Genomic DNA, 20,068 nt, shown 5'->3' on the forward strand with positions numbered 1-20,068 from the left:
TCGGACAAGTATATCTATTAGCTATTCGGCTTTTTATCCATATCCCAGAAGTTAAGTTTAACTTCCATATTTTCATCGTTTGCATACTCTTCAAACCAATCGCGGAACCTGTCCTCCGCAGCCATGCGCTTTAAAGAGCTGTTTACATAACTCAACAGTTCCTCATTACCTGGGCGCACAGCTGCAGCACGAAGGCTGAACTTAAACTGTTGATCGATCAAACGGATCTTTGAGTTTTGACTAACCAACGACATCAGTATCGGCGTATCGTGTGCATAGCCTTCAACACGATTAGTCATTAAGGCCTGGACAGCATTCGATACTCCATCCAGCTGTAGCCGTTCGATACTGGGATAATTTTCATCAAAGTAGGGAATAGCGAGAGCCCCCTTTACAAAGGCAACAGGCTTATCCTTAAGCTGCTCCAAAGAGGTATAGTCATCCTCGCTACGAACCACCATTCCTTGGGATGACCAAGCATAAGGCTCTGTAAATTCAACAACTTGCTGACGCTCAGGGGTAATCCCCATGGTCGCTATGATCAGATCAATCTTGCCGCCGAGAAGTGCTGGAACGCGATTCGAGGTTGTTACGCAAACTATCTCTGCTTCTGCCTCATCACCAAATATATATTTAGCAATCTGATGAGCCATGGATACTTCGACACCTACAGGGGTGCCAGAGTTATCGAGAAACCCCTCTGGGGGATAGTCACATTTAGTACCGACTTTAAGCACACCGGCTTCTTGAACTGAATCAGGAACCTTAGGCATTTCTGTAGTATCAGCCTGTGCGATACCAACACTCGCAAAACTAAATGCAACTCCTGCGAGCAGGTTAGGTAATCTTTTATTGCAAGTAAACGTTCGTAACTTCATCGTGTTTTCTCCTAGCTGACTTCAATAAAATCCAGACTGAAAATCTTATAAACAGACTAATTCTCGTTAAGAACTCACTTATTTAGCGTTCTATGATCACGATCACGGTAAGACTTAATCTATTTCAGCTAGCAACATTACGTCAAAGCATATATTCTGATGCAGATATAACCTCACCTCATGAGGCAAGGGAGTAATCAAGCATGCAACAGATGCGCTTGACTCACAGGCAGATAGAAGCATTTCGAGCACTCATGCTGACAGGCTCTTTTACAGAGGCCGCTCGATTTTTATCGGTTACGCAGCCAGCCGTCTCAAAGATAATTTCGCAACTGGAAGAGGAGTTGGGTTTTGCTTTATTTGAGAGAATCCAGGGAAAGATCAGCGCCACAGAGGACGCCCATATACTCTATTCCGAGGTAGAGCAAAGCTATCGTGGGCTGGACTGTGTAAAGCGAGCCGCCCGCCGTATCAAGAACAACTCTGGCGGTAGCCTGCACATTGCGGTTATGCCTGCGCTCGCAGTGGGCTTTATTGCGCAAGTGATCAAAAGACTTTATGAACAGGATGGAGATCTGGAGCTATCCCTCCACGGGTATGGCTCGGATGAAATAGTAGAACTCGTCGCCTCAGGCTTATTCGATCTTGGTTTCGTCACTACGCCCGTCGACACCTCTCAAGTCACTACAGGTCCGGTGTTATCTACCCCGTCGTTCTGCATTCTACCGCCGGACCACCATCTCAGCGCCAAAAGAGAAATCTCGGTATTTGATCTCGAGGGCGAGAAAATAATCACCACGCCCGAGGGTGCCGCAAGCCGATTGAGAATCGATTCCCTGCTCAGCTCACTGAACATCAGCCGCACACAGATAATAGAGGCAAGGTGGTCACTGACCATTGCAGAACTGGTACAGGCGGGTTTGGGATGCAGTATCGTCGATGGGTTCACAGCCTCAGCCTTTGCACAGCGCGGTGGGCTAGTTAAACCTTTGGTGGAAAGCCTCGATTTTTCATTCACTTACATAACATCAAAAACATGCAGCAAGACAAAAATCGTAAAACGCTTTAATGAGTCCTTCGATCAGGAGTTCAAAACTTTCAAAGACCGTCTGCTATCAAATAGCTTTATCAACTAACCTGACACGGTCACCAGGCCAAAAACCGGAGCCGCTAAACCTGTGCTTCCTTACTTCGCTTATCATGAGCACTAGCTCGGAGAGCGAGAGGCAAACCAGTTTAGCCAGTCTGACAGGAGCAATTAATGCGCGCGTACCAATCCCTCGTCGATCAGTTCACCCGCCTGAACCGGCTTGCCCACGCCAGCACCTTCCTTGGCTGGGATCAGGAGGTGATGATGCCGCCGGGCGGGGCCGAGAGCCGAGCCCAGGCGATGGCGGAGCTGCATCAGCTACAGCATGAGATGCTGACGGCGCCGCAGTTGGGCGACTGGTTCGCTGAAGCCCAGCAACAGACCCTCAGCGCCGACGAACAGGCGAGCCTGCGCGAGATGCATCGACAGTGGCTGCAGGCGAGCTGCCTGCCGTCGGACTTGGTTCAGGCGCAGTCGCTGGCCTCGAGCCGCTGCTCCCACGCCTGGCGCGAGCAGCGTGGCAAGAACGACTGGCAGGGTTTCCTCAGTAACTTCAAGGAGCTGGTCAACCTGTCACGCCAAGAAGCCAAAGCCCGCATGGATGCTGCCGATGGCGCCTTCGATACCCCTTACGATGCCCTGCTGGATCTCTATTCCAGCGGCGACACCAGCACTTCCATCGGCAAGGTATTTGATGGACTGAAAGCGGAGCTGCCAGAGCTGATCAACACGGTGATCGAGCGCCAGCGCCGCCGGCCCCACGTGGATCTGAGCGGTCACTACCCGGTCGCCTCGCAGGAGCAGCTAAGCCGCGAGGTGATGAAGCTGCTGGGTTTCGACTTCAACAACGGTCGACTCGATATCAGCAGCCATCCATTCAGCACCGGCGTACGCGGTGATCACCGTATCACCACCCGTTACAACGAAGACGGCTTTATCGATGCGCTGATGGGCACGGTGCATGAAACCGGTCACGCCAGCTATGAAGCGGGGCTGCCGGAAGCCTGGAACGGCCTGCCGGTGGGCGAAGCACGCAGCATGAGCATCCATGAAAGCCAGAGCCTGCTGTTTGAAAAGCAGCTGCTGCTGTCTCAACCCTTTGTCCGATACCTGACGCCGATGATCCAGCGCCACTTCCCAGCCTTGAAAGAGGTGGATAACGACGAGTTCTGGCACGCCATGACCCACGTGCAGCGCGGCTTTATCCGCGTGGATGCGGATGAGGTCACCTACCCGATGCATATCGTGCTGCGCTACGAGATCGAATCCAAGCTGATCAACGGCGAGATGGAGGCGGAGGATATTCCCGACGCCTGGGCAGAGAAGATGCACGACTACCTGGGCCTGGATACCCGCGGCAACTATAAGGATGGCTGCCTGCAGGATATTCACTGGCCGTCTGGCGCTTTCGGCTATTTCCCCTCCTACACCCTGGGTGCACTGAACGCGGCGCAGCTGTTTGCTGCCATGCACCGGGATATGGAGGATCTGGATGCGCACCTGGGTCGCGGTGATGTGACGCCGCTGCGTCAGTGGCTGGGTGAGAAGATCTGGAGCAAGGGATCGTTTCTCAGCTCAGAGGAGCTGATGACTCAGGCGACCGGTGAGACGACCAATCCGGAGTATTTTATTCGGCATATTCGGAGTCGGTACCTTGAGGGGTAAGCTTGCGCTTACTTCATGGGAAGCTTTTTAAACCAGGTGACTCGTTTAATTTTTTCGCGTGCCGAAGACCTATCAGCGTTTACTTAACTCCCGTTTCGCCTGCTGGCGAGCCAAGGGACTTGTGCGGACAAGTCCCTTGGCAATCCCAAACCGCCCCTGCTGCTTGATCGGCTGCGCCGATTTCCCTGTGCTTCTCGCCTGAAAGAGCGGGAAAGGAAACTCGCTTCGCTCAAACAACCTTTCCCTTGTTTCTCTTTCACGCTGCGATGCTCGGCTGCGCAGAAGGGGTTGAAAAGCGGCTGCGCTTAGCAAATTCCTGCCAAACTCAAATTTCGGGTTTAGCCGTTGGCTTGATCGCCTCCACCCCATTCCCCCCAAACCGCATCAGGTAGAGCCAGCCGTTGTTGACCAGTCTGGCGACTACTTCGTGTTTGTCGATCACGGCCTGGATACGTTCGCGCGGTGCGTCGATCACTACGGTGAGGCGTAGTGGCTGGTGACGCCAGTTTTGGCCGTCGTGCAGGGACTGCATTGCAAGGCCAATGCGCAGGTCGCCGCCGTTTCCTTCGAACACGCCGATACGGCCGCCCACCACGTTGTGCAGGGTTTTGTTGCCTGCGCCGTAGCGGCGGTTGTCCACCGTGGAGGCGTAGTACTGCATGTTGATCCAGTGGGCGACAATCATCGGCGCGGTCATGATCTGTTCCAGCAGTGCGCCTTCGCTGTCGAGCTGCGGATCGTATTCGTGCAGGAAGACGCGGCCGTCGAGGTCGACGCCGCGGCTGCGACAGCGCGGGCCGATGATAAAGGCGGCGTTGTTGCCCAGGCCCCATTCAGGACGAGTCTGGGCCCAGTCGTTACCGCGCTGACGCACCTTTTTCAGCAGCGCTTCCGGGTCATGGGCCAGCTTTTCAAGGCCCAGGCTGGCTGCCCGCTCACGGCGCGCCTGCTTGCCGGCTTCGGCCAGTTGCAGCCGCACGTAATCCAGCTTTTCGATAGGCAACTGGTTAAGGTCGGCATCGAACAGGCCCACCTCTTCGGTGGTGGTGTTATGGAAGCCAGCAATAAAGCGGGTGTCTTCCGGCAGGTTGATCCCCTGCTCTTTCAGGCCTTCGCGCACCTGTGGATCGTTCAGCAGGTTGGCCAGTGCGCGGGCATTTACTTCACCGGTCTGACCGCAGCAGGCGCCGCAGTCCAGGCCCGCCTTGTGCGGGTTGTTGACGCTATGGGCACCATGCCCGATCAACAGCACCAGCGGCGCTGCGCCTTCGACCAGGTTCATACCGCGCAGCACCTTGGCGGCCAGATCGATTTTGTTGGCGAGATCCACGCCGCTGAGCTGCGGACGGATACCGGCACCCGCTTTAAGGATGCCCTGCTCCGACAATGCCGATTTCGAACTCGGCTTGCTGCGTTTGATCAGCTTGCCCAGGTAACCCAGGCCCAGGGTTTCTACCAGGCTGAAGGCGGAACCGGGCATGGAGGCAAAGGGCTGCCAGGTGCTGTTACGCGCCAACTGGCGCTGACGCTCGGCAGCGGTTTGCTTATCTTTGTCAGCATCGCCACTGCTGTCGGTGACCGAGAGTACCGGCGCCAGCAGGCCCGGCAGCTGTGGGCGGGTGGCTTCGGTGCCCAGCGGGGTATAGGCCACCGGCAGGCCGAAGAAGCCGGCAAAGCCGAGGGTTTCAATATCCTGCGCCGCTTCCAGATGGCGGCGGAACACTTCGGAGCGTACGTCGATGCAGAACACCGCCTGCGCCAGCGGCCGCTCTGCCGCAGGCTTGGCCGGCGCAGCCTGGAGTGCGTCACCCAGACGACGCTGATAACCGATCTCCATGGCCCGCTGCCAAAGGCTGTGGGTCTGCACGGCGACGTCGTCCAGGGTCAGAAAATGGCGTTCCCAACGGGCGTGCCACTGCTTAAGCAGTGAATCCTCACCCCGGCTGCCGTCATCGAGCAGGCATTCCCAGCCAAGGCGGATCGCCAGCAACTCAACGATGGCGTCGTCATCAGCGCCCTGCTGATTCGCCAGCCAGCGACGGTAAGCACACCAGGAGGCCCAACCGCTGATTCTCAGGATGACCGCATGCAGGAAAGCCTGCCAGTCGGACTCTTTGACCTCGAGGCGCTTCAGCGCGTATTCGATCAGCGCCATCGGCTCTTCGGGCAGTTGCTCCACGCGACCGGCGATCCAGGGCGACTGCATCAGCCGCTCGACGCTATGGCCAAACTGCATCACCTCGCGCCAGCCGCTGTAGAGACAGCTGTCATCGTCCGGGCGCCAGTCTGCCTGATCACGGTCGAACCAGGCGCCGCAGAACTGGGAAACCTGATGGGTAATCGTGTCACACCAGGCCGGCTCGTGGCTCAGGTCACGCTGACCATCCAGCAGGTCGCTGGGCAGCGGTGCGGAATACTTCTGCGGGTAACGGCGATCCAGCTGTGCAACCAGCAGTTCAGGGGTCTGATGTCCGCCCTGTTCGTCGATGGCAGCCTGCAGATCCTGTTCGTTGATAGCGCCCTGCTTCCACTGTTCGCGGTAGTAGCTCAGCGGCATAAATAGTGTGGAGCCGCCAAGGGAAGCGAGACGACGATGGACCTGTTCAAACGACTTATCCACCATGCCCCAGTAGGGGTTTACGGCGATCATGCGGTCCAGCGGCCAGTTCGGAGCTACCATACCGCAAGCGGCGTCCACCGCTGCCTTCAGTGCTTCACCCTTATCACTGACCGTGTCCTGCTGCGCCGCTGAACTCATCGTTTCGCTCCTTACTTCCTCTGCCAAAGCGCTCATTAATGAAACCCTCCCGCGTTCGCCGGCTGATGATCGACACGGGTGCGGGCCTGGCGGTCATTCAGTCGCACCGGCCAGAAGCGGAAGGTCAGGCGGGTGAAGGTCTCGTCCAGATAAAAACCATTGTAGACCCAGGGATAAAGACGCTGTGACAGCGCACCGCGCGGGTTGCTCTGCAGCTGTGCCTGCAGCAGGTAGAGCGCGATAAAGCAGACCGCCACCCAGCCGACCAGCACTGCGGACTCCACCGGAGCCGCCGGCACCACCGCGGCAAACACCAGGTGCCAGACCAGGTAGAGCTGGGTCAGGGCAAACACCTGCAGCAGAGCCCGGCCAAAGGCGATAAGCGAGCGCTCACCCGCCTGCCAAAGCAGCGGTGCAAACCCCAGCACCAGGATCAGCGTTACCACCGAAGGCAGCTCCAGGGCCAGGGCCCAGTGCCAGGTCTTGGCAGAGAGAACTACCAGTGCGCCGCTCAGCACCAGCGCCAGCAGCATCCGTGAAAATACGCCGGGCTGACGGGTGTGGCGATACAGGTCATGGGCACGCACCTGCGCCACGGTATCGCCGCTGCTAAGGAAGGAGTATGCCTTGTAGAAGGAGTGCGCGATCAGGTGCAGCATCGCCAGTTCGTAAAGACCCAGCCCCACTTCCATCAGCATGAAGCCCATCTGGCTGCAGGTGGACCAGGCCAGGCGAACCTTGATGCTGATGCGGGTCATCATCACCAGCCCTGCCAGTACGGCGGTGAGACTACCGACGATCACCAGCAGCCACTGGGCGACTGGCGCCAGGCTAAGCAGATCTGCAAGACGGATCATCACGAAGCCGCCCATGTTAACGACACCCGCGTGCAGCAGCGCGGAAACCGGTGTCGGCGCCTCCATTACCTGGATCAGCCAGCCGTGCAGCGGCAGCTGGGCAGACTTCAGAATCGCCGCCAGGGCAAAGAGCACCATCGCCGCATGCACGGAAACCGGCAGCGTCGACCAGCCGGCCAGTTCATCGTGAATCACGTCCAGGGAGAGGCTGTCGGTGACGCTGTAGATCAGACCCAGCGCCACCAGGAGGCAGGCGTCGGCCATACGGCTGACGAGAAATTTTTTGTGTGCCACCACCTGGGCAGTCTTGCGATCGCCGTAAAAGGTCAGCAGGAAGTGCAGGCCCACGCTGGTGGCGCCCCAGGCCAGAACGATGACCGCCAGATGACGGCTCAGTACCAGCACGCCGACCGAAGCCAGGGTAAACATCATGGCGCTGACAAAGCGGCGCTGGTTGGGCTCGCCCTGAAGGTAACGGCAAGAGAAACGGATGATAACCCAGGCCAGCATCGCGATCAGCAGCGCCGTCGTCAGCCCGAGACCGTCGATCTCTGCCTTGCCGGAGGCATCGGCAACAACACCTGCAATGGCTGCGACCAGCGTCATCGGCAGACCGATGTTGGCAGCTATTCGAGCCGGCTTCCAGGGATCAGCCGCGCCAAGCGAGCGAATAAAAGCCGCACCGAATAGCAGCGGCAACAACCAGGGCAGCGCTGAGATCAAGGGGATACCTCCGGGGAAAAAGAACGAATTCCGATGGCGCTAATGGTGCGGATTTGAGCTATGCTTGTAAAATAGATTGATCTGAATAATTCGTTCACTTAAATAGAACAGAGTATTAAAACTCAACCATTTTGCCTGCCTGGACCCTCTATGGAGAGCGCCCGGGAAGAACAGCCTCAATCCAGCAACGAGAACCCTTAAGACATCGCCATGCGCAACCTGAACTTTCACCACCTTTACTACTTCTGGACCGTTGCCAAGGAGGGGCACCTGACCCGAGCTGCACAGCAGCTGCATGTCTCCCAGTCGGCGCTTTCGTCCCAGATCAAGCAGCTTGAGGAGCAGCTGGGTCAGCGCCTGTTCGACCGCGAGGGGCGCAAGCTGGAGCTCACCACCGTGGGCCACCGGGTGCTGGAATACGCCGAGAACATCTTTGGCCTGGGGAGCGAGCTGCTGGCGATGCTGGAAAGCGGTGAGCACCAACAGGTGCAGCGGCTGCGAATCGGCGCGGTGACCACCCTGTCGCGTAACTTCCAGGATAACTTTCTGCGTCCCGTCATCGGCTCACCGGATGTACAGCTGGTGGTTGAATCCGCCACACTGGAAGAGCTGCTGGAGCGGTTACGGGTTCACAAGCTCGACCTGATTCTCTCCAACCGCGCCGTGGCCGCCGATGCCAGCACCCCCTGGCGTTGCCGCCGCATCGCCCAGCAGAGCGCCTGTCTGGTAGGACCGCCCGAGGGCGCCGACAGCTTCCGCTACCCTGAAGATCTGGAGAACGTGCTGCTGCTGGCTCCGGCTCCGGGCAGCGATATCCGCAGCCAGTTCGACCTGTTATGCGAAGAACAGGGGCTAAACGTGCACTATCACGCCGAGGTTGAGGATATGGCGATGCTGCGCCTGCTAGCCCGAGACTCCGGCGGCATCACCGTGGTGCCAGAGATCGTGGTACAGGACGAGTTGCAGCAGGGTCTGCTGCGCAACTACCGCCCTTTGCCCACGGTGCAGGAGAACTTCTATGCCATCATGGGCAAGCGCCAGTTTGCACCCAAGCTGTTATCGACCCTGATGGAGGGCGAGGTGCTGGAGCGCGAGCACTGACGCTCCGCTGTCGTGCACAAATATTCCAGACATCCGCCTGCCGAGATGTTTAACTGGCGAATCAGCCAATAACGTTTTAAAAAGCCTGCTCCATGAAAGCTGCCGAGCCCCAAAACTGGATCGACTTCTCCCGCGACAGCGAGACCGGGGTAGAGCTGTTTCGTACCCATTTTGTCGGCAACAGCCAGGCTTACGATCCGCACTGGCACGATGATTATCTGATCGGCTACACCGAACAGGGCCTGCAGCAGTTCAGCTGTCGGCGCCAGGTCCAGCGCTCCACGCCGGGGAACATTTTCCTTATCGAGCCGGGCGAACTGCACGACGGCGAAGCGCCGCAGCAGGATGGATTCACCTACCGCGCGCTCTACCTGCCCACCGACTGGCTGCACCGACAGTTGGCCGATATTTTTGAGGATCTTCCCGACCGCTTTGAGCTGCGCGTGGAGCAGACGCTGTGCGATGATCGCCGCCTGATGGCCAGCCTGGCCTCCGCCTACATGGCGCTGAAGGAGGGAGAACCGCGCATGGTCCGCGACGCCTGCATCGATCAGCTGATGGAACGGATGACGGCCCACTTCAGTTGGCGTAAGCGCCAGCGCGACGAACTGCTGCTACCCGGGCTGGCCCGACAGGGGCGCGATTTTCTGCATGCCCATCTGCACCAGGATATCGGCCTCGATGATCTGGCGCTGGCGCTTAACTCCGACCGCTTCAAGATAAATCGAGCCTTCAAGGCCGCGTTTGGCGTTGCGCCTCACACCTACCTTCTGCAACTGCGGCTGATCAAAGCCCGAGAGCTGCTTGCACGTGGCCGCCGCCCAGCCGAGGTGGCAGCTGATCTCTGTTTCTCCGACCAGAGCCACCTGGGGCGCTGGTTCAGACGCGCCTACAAACTGACGCCTGCGGCCTATCGCAGCCTGTGCACGGGCGTTCCAGACGGAGTTGGCTAATAGCGCGACACTAAGCGGGAACCACCTGATAAGGAATCCCGATGTCCGCGCTTGTTGTCAGTTTTTCCCTCTTTGCCTTTGTCGCCTCGGCCACGCCCGGCCCCACGAACCTGCTGGCCCTGAGTAACGGCAGCCGCTTTGGTACCCGCTCTACCCTGCCCTTCGCCTTCGGCGCATCGCTGGGTGCGGCCGCGGTGCTGCTGCTGACCGCCAGTGGATTGGGCCGGTTGATTCAGGAGTATCCCCTGCTACGGCTTTCACTGGCTCTTTGTGGCGTACTTTGGCTGACAAGCCTGGCCTGGAAGCTCTACCACGCCCCGGCCGTTCAGACAGACGACGGGACCGAATGCGCCAGGGCCAGCTGGTATCACGGCGCGTTGATGCAGCCGGTCAATCCGAAAACCTGGATGATGGCGCTGACCGCTACCAGCCTGTTCGCACCGGTCGCTCCGTCCGGCTCGACGGCTCAGGGATTCACCCACGCTATGCTGATGGCGACGATCTTCTTTATCGTGACCCTGCCCTGCATCGCCGCTTGGGCCTGGCTGGGCGATGCCTGCGTCAGGCTGCTGAAAAGCGAGCAACGCCTGCAACTGCTCAATCGCGTATTGGCGGTGCTGCTCGGTGTGTCTGTCTGGTCGGCGCTATTACTCTGAAACGGCGACTCAACTGGCATAAGCCACCCATAGTAATAATCCGCCTGTATGGCAGATGCTTTTGCATCTAGCTCCCTGTAAGGGAGCCTCGGCAAACCTTCCGACGAATTCAGGGATCGTCCATATCCGAGTCCTTTTTAAGGCCGGTTTCGGCTGCTGCCGAGCAAAGAGACTTGTGCGGCTTTCGTTGCTAAGTGAGTCCCTTTGCAATCCCAAACCGCCCCTAAGGCTTGGTCGGCTACGCCGACTTCCCTGCGCCAAAGGGGATAGATTGATCCGCTCAGATAACTATGAGACATCGAGCCCCATTATCGCTGTGGCACGAAACAGGCCTAGCCTCGACTAAACGATCACCACCTCCATAGGAGGTGGTTTAAGAGCGACAACAAAAAAGGGCCTGCATCTCTGCAGGCCCTTTTCTATTTGCCTAATTGGCGTAGCGGTTAAGCTTACTTGGGCTGTTCGATACCGACGATAAACCAGTCAGCGTTTTCGACGCTCATGTCACGGCTCAGGTGCCAGATTTCGCTGAACTCGGCGAGGCCGGACTGCTCATCTTCACGCAGCCAACCGTAGAAGTTGATCGATACGATGACGTGATCTTTCTCGTCGATAAAGTTGATCAGGTCCGCCATCACAGAATCCACTTCGGTGGTCTGACGATCCGGGAAGCGACCGCGCTGGGCTTTCAGCTCTTCAAACAGCTCGGCGGTGGTGTAGCTTTTAAGCTCTTCCCAGTTGCACTCGTCCCAGGCTTTCTGCAGGCCGGTAAAGTGGCTGCAGGCCTGATCCAGGAACGCGCGCTTGTTAAACCATTCCGGCAGGTTCAGCTCCGGCTCCGCCAGAGAGGCACCAAAACCGCTATCAGCGACCGGCTCAGGCTGGCTGGCCTGAGGCTCTGCCTGGTGCTGCTGCCGAGCCTGGACCTGCGGCTCTTCCTGAGAAGAAGTGCGCCACTGCCCCATGTCGGGCTGGGGACCCGCCCCTGCATAGGCCTGCTGCTGTTGCTGCGCCTGACGACGGCCGGCAAACAGCTTGAACAGCACAAAGCCGATCACTGCGACGATCAGGATATCCATGATCTGGATACCTTCGAAGGCGCCACCGAAGAAGAGAGCACCCAGCAGACCACCGGCCAACAGACCACCCATCAGGCCACCCATACCAGGGCGACGCTGGGTAGTACCGGGCTGCTGCGCGGTATTAGTAGTTTGCTGCGCATCCTGCTGCTTGTTGGCAGTAGGTGCCGGCGAAGTCTTTTTCGGCGCCGAGTAGGACTTGCCGAGAGAGAAGCCGCCGCCGAGACGTTTGGCGTGAGCATCGTCAACGGGCATAAGCACGCTGAGAAGAAAAGCAAAGAGACTGACTGTCAAAATCCGCATGGGAATCCTCGATTTAGGAAAAACATGAACAAACCCGTCTGTGCAGGCTTCTTCAAATCGCCCCTATCTCGCGCTAACTCGTCTTCGCCGTCTCCTTCCTCCGGCAAATTGTTGCCAGATAGATACCTGTAAAGATGAGCAGAATACCTGCTCCGTGGAAAAGGTACAGCGATTCTCCAAGAAAAAGTACCGACATCAACACGCCAAACACCGGAATCAGGTGGATAAACAGCCCTGCCCGAGCAGCGCCAAGCTCTGCCACACCGCGGTTCCAGAACAGGTAAGCCAGTATCGAGGGGCCTATGGCCATGTAGATAATGGCGGAGACCACCGGCAGCCCCCAGTTGATCTCCACACCCTCGCCCAGGTGCCAGATACCGAATGGCGCCAGCGCCAGGGTACCGATCACCACGCTGACCGAAAACAGGGTAAAACCGTCCAACGCCTGCGGGCGCCAGCGCAGCGCCACGGAGTAGACCGACCAGGTCAGCACCGCCACGCCGATCCAGATATCACCACGGTTGAACTCCAGCGCCAGCAGTGTCGTAAAATTCGCCTGACTGACCAGTACCGCCACGCCACAGAGCGATACCAGAATCCCCGCCCATTGGCGCAGACTGATCCGCTCGCGCAGCAGCATGGAGTTAAGCAGCACGATCACCACCGGCGCAGCGGACTGCAACAACGCTGCGTTGGAAGCGCCGGTGTCCTGCAGCCCCATGTAGATAAAAGTGTTGAAGCTGGCGACACTAAGAATGGATAAAAGGATAAGCATCGGCAGGTGAGCGCGGATCACCTCACGGCTGCGCCAGATGCGGGGCAGCGCCCAGGGCAGGATCATCAACAGCACCAGCAGCCAGCGCAGAAACGCCAGCGCTATGGGATCCAGATCGGCATGGATAGCGCGAGCGCTGACCACGTTGCCGGCCCAGAACAGTGGTGTCAGGGCCAGAAGCAGATAGGCCTTCACTTGGTGTCGCTCCCCTGCAGCCAGCGTTGCAGCCGGCTCTGAGTGGCATCGTTACCGGTCAGCACATAATGCAGGGTGTTGTAGTTGAAGGCGGTCCAGGCCATACGATCCAGCGCTCCCTTGCGACCGCAGAACAGAATATCGTCACCGGGCTGCAGTTCGGTCAGCTCGCCGGGCAGCAGCTTCACCTCGTCACCGCGGCGCATCATCAACGGGAAGCAGTGCAATGTCTCTTTGCGGTAGTGAGGATTCTTCAGCAGTGCGATCAACTTTATTTCGGTTCCTTCCTGAAGTTTTTCCAGCACTGCGGGAGCTTCTTTCTCACCGACACAGACAGAACGACTCTCCAGCGCCTCGTCTCCTACCGTCGCGTTCATGCGGTTAAGCAGCGTATGGGCCCAGACCTCGTCCTGCTGCATTAACTGATCGAGGAACTCCGACAGCAGCGGTGTTTTAAGCTGCGCCATGATGCGGGTGGCGATAATCTGCCCCGGCTGCATTATGAAATCGCAGCGGGAGTTTTCAAACACCAGGTCGTTGGCGCTCAGGTTTTGGCGCACCACGGTGATCAGCTTCGGGTTGAGCTCACGGGCGGTCATGATGATCGACAGGTTGTCAGCGTCATTGGCGGTGCCTGCCACTATACCCACTGCGTCTTCGACGCCCGCCTGCTGCAGGGTCACCGCCTCGGTGCCGACACCGAGCACCGCGCCCGGCAGATCACGGATATTCTTCGGATCCGGGTCGATAATAGTGACCTCGGTCTCTTCCTGCTTCAGCTCGCGGCTGATGTTGCTGCCGAAACGGCCAAAGCCGCAGATAATCCAGCGCCCCTTGGCATGGCGATAGACGCTGGCCAGGTTGCGATGTTCCGGGTTCATCAGCCAGTCAAACACCAGGTGCCGGTGCGGGCTATGAGCCGCCAGCGCCACGTATTCAGCGTAGGCACGGAAGGGGTCGACAATCAGATCGGTGCCAAAGGAAGCCAGGTTGGCGGTGGTGATATCGTTTTCAGAGCGGCTGATCGCCAGCCGCTTCGGCTTGAGCACCTTGCTGGCGATAGAGATCGCCAGGTTGACCTTGTCGCTGTTGGTCAGCGCCAGCACCCCGGCGCAGTTCGGCAACTGCAGGCCGGCGTGATCGAGAATATCCGGCAGCGAGGCATCGCCACAAAGCGCCGGCACCGGAATCCGCAGACCATCCAGCTCCAGTTCATCAACGCGGTCCTGATCAATATCCACCACGACCACGCGTACGTTGCGCTCGGTCAGCTCGCGGGCCAGGTTGGAGCCGGTAACGCCATAGCCGCAGATCAGGTAGAAGGGTTCGGTCAGACTACGTACGTGGTTTACGAACCGGCGTAGCCGCAGCAACCGGGTAAAGCCGGAGTCCTGGAACACCGCCAGCGTGGTACCTATACCGTAGAGCCAGGCCACCACGCAGGCGTAGATGGTGCAAAGCGTCCACATCCGCTGGGCATCGTTAAAGGCGTAGGGGATCTCGCCAAAGCCGATGGTAGAGCCCATGAACGAGACGAAGTAGAAGGCGTGGAAGTAGCTCATGTGCCAGACGTTGCCCTGATCGTCCTGGCCGGGGATCAGGATAAAACCGAGTATCGACACCGCATAGACCACGATCAACGTGATCAGCGGCGCCCTCAGCCGTCTCAGCAGCACATAGAGGATATCGTACATGGGACGATCAGCGCCGGATCAGTACGGTTTCTACCATCAGCAGGATCACCGAGGTGATGTTCGCCAGCAGCGCCCCGCCGGCAAAGGAGACCACACTGGCCATCACTTCAGCCTCCATGCCGGTGGCAGCAATATGCTCGCCATAGCCCCAGATACCGGCGGCGATGATCAGCTGCAGGTCAGCCACCAGGCTGGTCGCCAGCATCAGCGCGCCCAGGTGGCTGCGATCACCGAACTTGAGCACGGTGCAGATCAGGCTTACCACCAGGGCAAGGAAGAGTTCGAGGACATCGTGGTGATCGGGGTTATCGATCTCGCCGACAAAGAAACCGAAGTTCAGCGTTAAGGCCAGCACAATAAAAAAAGCGAATATCACTTTTTCGCGATTCATCCGTTGAAACTCCCTGCGTTAGTCATATTAAGATTCTACCGGCCCTCGGGGGACAGCGCATCCGGCTGGAGACGTTTTTCCGAATCGACTTAGAAACTGAACGTCAAAGCTGAGGTCTGAGGAAGTACTATTGCGCACCATCTTGAAAAAAGGGATCAGGATTCACATGCATTTCAGGCGAGCTGCCCAAGGCTTCAGTGCCCTTCTTCTGCTTTTTGTGTTCGCCAGCGTTGCCCGCGCAGCGCTGATTCAGAGCCCAAACGACCAGCGTCAGTACGAAAACTTCTCGCTGGATAACGGCCTTGAGGTGGTGGTGATATCAGACCCGACCACGGACAAGGCCGCCGCCTCCATGAACGTACTCGCCGGTAGCGCCGACAACCCGGAAGAACGACCCGGCCTGGCTCACTTTCTGGAACACATGCTGTTCCTGGGTACCGAAAAGTACCCGGAATCCGGCGCCTACCAGGAGTTCATCAGCGCCAACGGCGGCAGCCACAACGCTTACACCGCCTACGACAACACCAACTACTTCTTCGACGTTAAGGCCGACGCCCTCTCCGGAGCCCTGGATCGTTTCTCCCAGTTTTTCATCGCCCCCCTGTTCACCCCCGAACTGGTGGACCGGGAGCGTCACGCAGTGCACTCGGAATTCAAATCCCAGCTGCAGGACGATGGCCGCCGCCTCTACTCCGCCAGCAAGCTACCGATGAACCCTGAGCATCCGTTCAGCCGTTTCTTCGTCGGTAACCTGGACACACTGGCGGACCGCCCCAACTCCGATGTTCGCGATGAGCTGATCAAGTTTTACGAAAGCCACTACTCTGCCAACCTGATGGATCTGGTGGTGATCGGGCGTCAGTCCACCGCCGAGCTGCGCGCCATGGTAGAGCAGTACTTCAACGCCATTCCCAACCGCAAGCTTGAACACACGCCCTCCACCGAGCCGCTTTACAAGCCGGAGCAGTTGCCGGTGCAGCTGGATGTGGTCACCAAGATGGACACCCGCCAGCTGAGCCTGCGCTTCCCGGTACCTGCCATGCGCGACCACTGGCGCGAAAAACCGCTCTATTACATCGCCAGCATGATCGGCTACGAGGGCAAAGGCAGCCTGCTGAGCCTGCTGAAGGAGAAAGGCTGGGCACGCGGCCTCGGCGCCTCTCCCGGCATGGATCTGGCCAACCAGGCCAGCTTTGATGTGGGTATCGAACTGACCCAGTCCGGTCTTGAACACTACGACCAGGTAGTCGAGCTGTTCTTTGCCTTTGTGGAAAAATTCAAGGCGGAAGGCGTGCGCGAAGATCTTTACGACGAGGAAGCACAACTGGCCGCCACCGACTTCCGTTTCCATGAGTCCGGTGAGCCGGTGCATGAAGCGATGCAGTTAGCCGCCAGAATGCCGGATTACCCGGTTGAGAACCTGCTCGATGGCCCCTACCTTTACGATCGTTTCGACGCTGACCTGATCCAGAGTTACCTGGACAAGCTGACGCCGGAAAATATGATCCTGACCCTGGCGGCTCCCGATCTGAAAACCGACAGCAAGACCGAGCGCTACGGCATTGAGTACAGCCTCGGCAAGCCAGACAGCAACGCCGAGCGCGGCTGGGACAATCCCCAGGCCGATGATGCTCTGGCGGTGCGCAGCCTCAACCCCTACGTGGCAAAGGATCTCAGCCTGATCCAGCCCGAGGGCGAGCCAAGCGAGACACCGGAAGCACTCTGGCAAGCCAAGGGCGCCAAGCTCTGGTTCCTGCAGGATCTGAGCTTCAATGTCCCCCGCGCCAATCTCTACTTTACGTTCATCTCGGAGACCGCCAACGACAGCGCCCGACACGCGGTGCTGAACACCCTGTTCGCGCGGATGCTGGATGACCGCATGAACGAGGACTTTTACGACGCCAGTCTCGCAGGACTGTCTGCATCGATCTACCCGCACATGCGCGGTTTCGGCATCCGTATCTCAGGCTACAACCAGCGCCAGCCGGTACTGCTGGACAGCATTCTCGATGAAATCAAGCAGCAGCCGGAGTCCGAGAGCCGCTTCCGTCGCATCAAGAACGCGCTGACCGAAGAGCTGGAAAACGCCGACAAGGACAAGCCCTACAACCAGACTTTCAGCGCGCTTTACACCGCGCTGATGCCGCAGTGGTCCGAGCAGCAGAAGCTGGATGCCCTGGCATCGATCTCCCTTAAAGACCTGCAGGAGTACCTGCCCGAACTGTTCTCCGGCCTCTACCTGCGCAGTTTTGCCCACGGCAACATCAGCAGCGTCAGTGCCCGCCAGATGGCCAGCAAGGTTTACGAATCCCTGGTAGCGAAAGACCCGGCCGAGGAAGCCGCACAGCTGCCGGTGGTCCAGCTGCCGGCGGGCAAACGCCTATATGACACCCTCGATATCGAACACAACGACTCGGCCCTGACGCTCTACATGCAGGGTAACAGCACTGCTATCAAGGCCCGCGCCGAGGTCGCCCTGCTGAACGAGATCATGCAGACGCCGTTTTACTCAAGCCTGCGTACCGAGCAGCAACTGGGCTATATCGTATTTTCGACCCCGCTGCCGATGCAGGATGTTCCGGGAATTGCCCTGGTCGTGCAGTCTCCGGTGGCCGACCCTGACAAACTGGAAGCCGCCTACGACGAGTTTCTGGAAGGGATGTCTGAACGCCTCAGCACAATCACCGAGGAGGAGCTTGCAGCGTTCAAGCAGAGCTTGATTTCACGTATCAACCAAAGCGATAAAACGCTGAAGAATCGCTCTGCCCGCCTCTGGCGAGAGCTGGACCGGGAAAACCCTGACTTCAACACCCGCGAAGCACTGACCGCCGCGACACTGCAGATCACGCCGGATTCACTGGCGGCACGACTGAGCGAGCTGCGTACGCGCCAGCTGGCGCTGCGCAGCTACGGCGGCGACAACGAGCCGGGTTCCAGGGATGACAAGGCGCTGCTGAATGCGCTGAAAGAGGATAAGCAGTTTGTACCGGGAACGGCGGCGCCTTGAGCGACGCCCAGCCGGACCTGATAAAAAAGGCTGAATTAGAGCTCGATAACGTTACGCCGGGTGCCGAAAGGGGCATCCGGCGTTAATGAATCACCGGGCGGAATACCGATATCCGGCTCCATCAGATGACCGCAGTCCTGGCTGCGTTTGCAGCCCGCGTTGTACTCATCCTGCATGATCTGAGCAAACACCAGATCCTCACCCGCTATACGGACCCCATCGACCGGCGAAACCACCACCTCGTGCACTGGCGGCGGAGGGGAAGGAGCCACCACCGTAACCGGCGGCAAAGGCCTGTCCGGTCCCCGTGTTACCACAGCATATTCAATCTCCGAGGCATAGCGCTCAGCGATCTGCTTACTGGGCTCGGCGGCCAATAGCGGCGCGCAGACAAACGCCAGCAGCAGAGCCGCAACCGTGCCGGCCCTGCCCGCCTTGCGACGTCTGAGATCAGTATTCAAGCGGGTAGATCGACTCGGCATAGAACGCCAGCTCTTCCAGAATAAGTTTGTCCCGATCTGAAATAGTCGGCTGCTGCGCCAGTTTGTTTAGCTCTTCATAGAAGCGCGGAATCGTCAGGTAGCCGTTGTTGTTTTCGTTCAACAGCTTATGCGAGCGATACTCCTCCCAGCGCTGGTGTTCATCCTCGCGCATCGCTTCGGGGAAGTTACGCGCCTTGTAGCGCAGCAGCATCTCTTCAAGGCGAGGATCCTGGAACGGCGGCTCCATCAGCGCCAGCTCTTCCGGCGCGGCGTTACGCACCTGCTCCATCAGCACGCGGTCGGAATCGCCGAAGAAACCACCGGAGTAAAGCATATGATCTGGATCGCCATCGGACGGCGGGTGCTCGTCGGTATAGAGGGCAATCAGTTTTTCCAGCAGCCCCGGTTCAGCCCTCAGCATCGCCAGGTGACGTCGACAGGTATCGCCATCGATATTGAGCCGCGCCGCCTCTTCAGCGTTCAGCATGCCGGCCGGTGCAACGATCGGGCAGCGGTTGGTATGTAGCAGCTTCAGCGCGATCTGCGGTGCATCGGCGGGACGCTCATCATGGCGGGTATAAAGCAGTTCGCGGATCTGTTCTACGCTGAGCTCAAACAGCGGCGTCGGATCTACGCGAAGGTCCCATACGGCTGCCGCGTTGCGGTTCACCGGGTGCCAGGTCAGTGGCGCAACAATCGCCGCATTACCCCACTCTACCGGGTATTTAGAAGAAACGTGCAGCACCGGTTTCATCGCTGGCACATCGAGCTTCGACTGAATAGCGCGTTTGCCGCGATTGTTGAGCACATAGTCAAACAGCTTCGGCTGCCGCTCCCTGACCAGCTTGGCCACGGCGATGGTCGCGTATACATCGGACAGCGCATCGTGCGCCTGTTCATGGGCCAGACCATTAGCCTTGCTGAGATCCTCAAGCCGAAGACTCGGGGTGCCGTCTTCATAGGTGGGCCACTCGATGCCTTCTGGCCTTAGCGCACGGGTCAGGCGCAGCATATCGATAATGTCCCAGCGTGAGCAGCCGTTCTGCCACTCCCGCGCGTACGGATCATAGAAGTTACGATAGAGAGTGTTGCGGGTCACTTCGTCATCGAAGCGGATGGAGTTATAGCCCACCGCACAGGTACCCGGACGGGCCAGCTGCTCATGAATCTGACGGATAAACTCAGCCTCGCAGACACCCTCAGCCAGCGCCTGCTGCGGCGTGATGCCGGTGACAAGACAAGCCTGGGGATGCGGCAGAATATCCTCGGAGGGGATGGCGAAGACCACCAGCGGTTCTTCGATGATATTGAAGTCGGCGTCGGTGCGTACTCCGGCGAACTGCACGGGCCTGTCCCGCGCCGGATCGGTGCCGAAAGTTTCGTAGTCGTGCCAGAAGAATGTGTCTTGAGCCTTAGCCATTGCGGGTCCGTTCGGTTCCGTCGTGTATAATCGGTGCATAC

At 58.5% G+C, this 20,068-nt stretch carries 15 protein-coding genes; 6 read left to right on the forward strand and 9 right to left on the reverse strand.

What is annotated here, in order from left to right; translation table 11 throughout:
* Positions 1–17 precede the first annotated feature (17 nt).
* On the reverse strand, positions 18–878 hold the full coding sequence (locus C4S72_RS16035; RefSeq protein ID WP_104004173.1) for a transporter substrate-binding domain-containing protein: 861 nt from the start codon (positions 876–878) through the stop codon (positions 18–20).
* A 203-nt stretch (positions 879–1,081) separates the two neighbouring features.
* On the opposite strand from C4S72_RS16035, the gene C4S72_RS16040 reads away from it, so the two are divergent.
* Positions 1,082–2,014 carry a LysR substrate-binding domain-containing protein gene (locus C4S72_RS16040; protein ID WP_104004174.1) on the forward strand — a complete coding sequence of 311 codons (933 nt, stop codon included), beginning with the start codon at positions 1,082–1,084 and terminating at the stop codon, positions 2,012–2,014.
* Positions 2,015–2,139: 125 nt separating this feature from the next.
* Positions 2,140–3,633 carry a carboxypeptidase M32 gene (locus tag C4S72_RS16045; RefSeq protein WP_104004175.1) on the forward strand — a complete coding sequence of 498 codons (1,494 nt, stop codon included), beginning with the start codon at positions 2,140–2,142 and terminating at the stop codon, positions 3,631–3,633.
* Positions 3,634–3,958: 325 nt separating this feature from the next.
* Here the strand turns inward: C4S72_RS16045 and C4S72_RS16050 are convergent, their stop codons facing one another.
* Together C4S72_RS16050 and C4S72_RS16055 are read right to left on the reverse strand one after the other, a co-directional pair.
* A complete protein-coding gene (locus C4S72_RS16050) occupies positions 3,959–6,391 on the reverse strand; it encodes a YbcC family protein (protein WP_104004176.1) in 2,433 nt (810 codons plus the stop codon).
* A 35-nt stretch (positions 6,392–6,426) separates the two neighbouring features.
* Complete coding sequence (locus tag C4S72_RS16055) at positions 6,427–7,971, reverse strand: NADH-quinone oxidoreductase subunit L (RefSeq protein ID WP_200826814.1); 1,545 nt, start codon at positions 7,969–7,971, stop codon at positions 6,427–6,429.
* A gap of 210 nt (positions 7,972–8,181) precedes the next feature.
* Between C4S72_RS16055 and C4S72_RS16060 the strand changes: the two genes are divergently transcribed.
* The 3 genes from C4S72_RS16060 (at position 8,182) to C4S72_RS16070 (ending at position 10,681) form a co-directional block, all read left to right on the forward strand.
* Positions 8,182–9,072 carry a LysR family transcriptional regulator gene (locus C4S72_RS16060; protein ID WP_104004178.1) on the forward strand — a complete coding sequence of 297 codons (891 nt, stop codon included), beginning with the start codon at positions 8,182–8,184 and terminating at the stop codon, positions 9,070–9,072.
* A gap of 92 nt (positions 9,073–9,164) precedes the next feature.
* On the forward strand, positions 9,165–10,025 hold the full coding sequence (locus C4S72_RS16065) for an AraC family transcriptional regulator (protein WP_104004179.1): 861 nt from the start codon (positions 9,165–9,167) through the stop codon (positions 10,023–10,025).
* 41 nt (positions 10,026–10,066) lie between these two features.
* A complete protein-coding gene (locus C4S72_RS16070; RefSeq protein ID WP_104004180.1) occupies positions 10,067–10,681 on the forward strand; it encodes a LysE family translocator in 615 nt (204 codons plus the stop codon).
* 449 nt (positions 10,682–11,130) lie between these two features.
* On the opposite strand, the gene C4S72_RS16075 is transcribed toward C4S72_RS16070, so the two are convergent.
* From C4S72_RS16075 to C4S72_RS16090, 4 genes are all read right to left on the reverse strand, one after another.
* Positions 11,131–12,063, reverse strand: coding sequence for a Tim44 domain-containing protein (locus C4S72_RS16075; RefSeq protein ID WP_104004181.1), 933 nt, complete (start codon positions 12,061–12,063; stop codon positions 11,131–11,133).
* A gap of 73 nt (positions 12,064–12,136) precedes the next feature.
* The gene (locus tag C4S72_RS16080) at positions 12,137–13,033 is read right to left on the reverse strand and encodes a DMT family transporter (RefSeq protein WP_104004182.1); all 897 of its coding nucleotides are present in this window, start codon (positions 13,031–13,033) and stop codon (positions 12,137–12,139) included.
* Positions 13,030–14,727, reverse strand: coding sequence for a potassium channel family protein (locus tag C4S72_RS16085; protein WP_104004183.1), 1,698 nt, complete (start codon positions 14,725–14,727; stop codon positions 13,030–13,032). Before C4S72_RS16085 ends, C4S72_RS16080 begins: the two co-directional genes overlap by 4 nt.
* Before the next feature lie 7 nt (positions 14,728–14,734).
* On the reverse strand, positions 14,735–15,118 hold the full coding sequence (locus C4S72_RS16090; RefSeq protein WP_104004184.1) for a DUF6394 family protein: 384 nt from the start codon (positions 15,116–15,118) through the stop codon (positions 14,735–14,737).
* Between the two features lie 166 nt (positions 15,119–15,284).
* Here C4S72_RS16090 and C4S72_RS16095 point away from each other — a divergent pair, with 166 nt between their 5' ends.
* Entirely contained in the window at positions 15,285–18,125 is a 2,841-nt protein-coding gene (locus tag C4S72_RS16095; protein WP_104004185.1) for an insulinase family protein, read from the forward strand.
* A gap of 35 nt (positions 18,126–18,160) precedes the next feature.
* Here the strand turns inward: C4S72_RS16095 and C4S72_RS16100 are convergent, their stop codons facing one another.
* Complete coding sequence (locus C4S72_RS16100) at positions 18,161–18,586, reverse strand: hypothetical protein (RefSeq protein WP_104004186.1); 426 nt, start codon at positions 18,584–18,586, stop codon at positions 18,161–18,163.
* Positions 18,576–20,027, reverse strand: coding sequence for an exodeoxyribonuclease I (gene sbcB, locus C4S72_RS16105; RefSeq protein WP_104004187.1), 1,452 nt, complete (start codon positions 20,025–20,027; stop codon positions 18,576–18,578). The genes C4S72_RS16100 and sbcB overlap by 11 nt, the downstream gene beginning before the upstream one ends.
* Between the last annotated feature and the right edge of the window lie 41 nt (positions 20,028–20,068).

It is taken from the genome of Marinobacterium lutimaris (genome assembly GCF_900108065.1).
Lineage (GTDB): Bacteria > Pseudomonadota > Gammaproteobacteria > Pseudomonadales > Balneatricaceae > Marinobacterium_D > Marinobacterium_D lutimaris.